The following is a 1,466-nucleotide window of genomic DNA, read 5'->3' on the forward strand; positions in this document are numbered from 1 at the left end:
TGGCAAAGTAAAATAGTACCACTCGCAGAGAAAAGCTATCTTATAAGGAATTGAGTAAGAATAATTCTTTATAAGGAGCAAAAGGATGGTACATATGCAAGCAGTGCAAATTATGAAGAGGCTAAAAGAGCAGGGCAAGAGTGAAAGAAGTATAAGTCGTGAAACAGGTCATCACCGTAGTACCGTAAATAAATATGTAAATGGAGGCGAGGTTGGTTACCAGAGGAAAAAGAGCTATGCAAGGCCGAAAGCGGAAGCCGTAAATCCCCTGATTGAGCAGTGGTATCAGGAGGATATGAAAGGGCCAAAGAAGCAAAAAAGGACGGCACAAAAGATGTATGACGATTTAGTGAAATACCATGGTTACACAGGCTCTTATTCAACTGTAAAGGTGCTTTATCGTAAAATTAAAGGCAAGAGCCGCGAAGTATTCGTACCACGGGAATCAGAGCCTGGAGAGTACATAGAATTTGATTTTGGTTATATAAAGGCGTGTTACAAGGGTAAAGAGGTAGAATTGTGTCTGCATTGTTATCAATTAATCTACTCAAACGATATTTTTGTATATGTGTCTGAGAGTGAACGACAGGAAGCGTTGTTTTACTCTCACAAATTGGCCTTTGAATATTTTGATGGTATAGCACAAAAGGTACGGTATGACAATTTAAGCCAGGCGGTGAAGCGTATCCTGAGGGGGAAGTTACGAGAGGAGTCTGATCATTTTCGAACATTTCGTGAGCTATATGGGTTTGAAGCAGAATTTTGTGAAAGAGGCAAGGGGTGGCAAAAGGGAGATGTAGAGGGTCTGGTAGGGTACGTCAGGAGGAATTGTTTTTCTCCAGTGCCAACGATACGTGATTTAGAAGAATGTAATCGGGAATTATCTGAGTGGTGTAAAAGTCTTCGGGCAAAGCGTAAGGTATATGGGACAGTGGAACTTGTTGGTGAGCGTTACGAAGAAGAGAGAAGGTGTTTTCGTGCATTGCCGTTGAAGGAGATAGATGTCGGTATACATGCGATCGCGAAAGCCAATCACTATTCTCTGATATCAGTGGAAGGAGCATTTTATTCTGTGCCAACCAGATATGCGTACCATCAAGTGGATATAGTCATAACGATAAAGGAGGTAATAGCCAGTTACAAGGGAGAAGAGATTGCCCGCCATCAAAGGACAGATCAGAAGGGCAGGCAAATATTCGACCCACTGCATTATCTTTCGGTATATACGGAGAAGCCGTATACTGCAATCAATAGCAAGCCGATTCGTCAATTGCCGGCAATATTCAGGAAGTTTTTTGAGTGTGCATATCATAAGGGATATGGAACTGCCAGGGAATGTATAAAGGTGTTGGAATTATTGAGGAGCTATTCGGTAGAAGAGTTAGGAATTGCAATAGAAATGGCCATGTCGTATGAGCAGTATGATGTGGAAGGAGTCAAACAGGTATTAATTCAATTAAGACATA

The 1,466-nt window shown here is 41.5% G+C and carries 1 protein-coding gene; it reads left to right on the forward strand.

Translation table 11 applies throughout. The features are described 5' to 3' along the window. Positions 1 to 112 precede the first annotated feature (112 nt). Positions 113 to 1,466: IS21 family transposase (gene istA, locus QZT26_RS17625; protein WP_295104055.1), on the forward strand; the 1,354-nt coding region annotated here is incomplete at its 3' end.

It is taken from the genome of uncultured Candidatus Kuenenia sp. (assembly GCF_900696675.1).
Taxonomy (GTDB): domain Bacteria; phylum Planctomycetota; class Brocadiia; order Brocadiales; family Brocadiaceae; genus Kuenenia; species Kuenenia stuttgartiensis_A.